The organism is Nonomuraea sp. MG754425, assembly GCF_021699195.1.
Taxonomy (GTDB): domain Bacteria; phylum Actinomycetota; class Actinomycetes; order Streptosporangiales; family Streptosporangiaceae; genus Nonomuraea.
This window is the reverse complement of record NZ_SSXE01000454.1, coordinates 1-807: the sequence shown is the minus strand read 5'-3', so window position 1 is coordinate 807 and position 807 is coordinate 1. Positions and strand designations below refer to the sequence as shown.

1 protein-coding gene is annotated in these 807 nt (G+C 72.7%); it reads left to right on the top strand.

Going from position 1 to position 807, the window contains the following annotated elements; translation table 11 throughout:
• Positions 1 to 723: universal stress protein (locus FAF44_RS53445; RefSeq protein ID WP_237111159.1), on the top strand; the 723-nt coding region annotated here is incomplete at its 5' end.
• Positions 724 to 807 lie beyond the last annotated feature (84 nt).

Here is an 807-nt window from a genome sequence, read left to right as displayed (position 1 = left end):
GCGTGGCGGTGGCCGTACGGTGATGGGGATCAGGCGGCTCGGGATTCGTTGCGGGGTGCGGCTGAGCACGTGTTGTGGCACGGTGCGGACTGCGCGCGGGCCAGTTCGTCCGGTCTCGATGTGCGTCTCGACCTGTATGAGGGGTCGGCGACTGACCGGTTGGAGTCGTTGTCGGCCGATGCCGAGGTGCTTGTGGTCGGGTCCCGTGGGCTGGGCGCGGTCGCTCGCGTGGTCGTCGGTTCGGTGGCCGCTCACGCGGCTGCCCACGCGCGTTGCCCGGTCATCGTTGTGCGTGGCCGGGGTGCTTTGCCGCGTAAGTCGCACCCGGGGGCGGTCGTGGTGGGTCTGGCGGACGACGGCAAGGCCGCGGCGGTGTTCGGATTCGCGCACGCCGAAGCCGCGATCCGTGGCCTTCCGCTGGTTGCGGTGCATGCCTGGCATCAGCCGCCGGTGACCTGGGGTGGTATGACGTTTCCCGCCCTTGATCCGCTGGCCGTTGAGGGCGCGGCCGAGAGCTGGCTGGAACGGTTCCTCGCGCCGTGGCGGGTCAGGCGGCCCGAGGTCGTCATCGAGGCGCGGACGCCGAGGTCGGGAGCGCGCGAGGCGCTTGCCGCCGTCTCCGGGGCGACCCTTGTGGTCGTCGGGAGCCCGCACGGACGGTTCGGCTCCACGACGGCCGCCATGTTGCGGCATGCGGCCTGCCCGGTCGCGATCGTCCGCTGAGATCGTCCACGCACGCGGGGTCTCACGCCGGGTCCGGCCGCCGCTGCGTTCCCGCGTGGGAGGAGCCCGGCCGAAGCCGCCGGG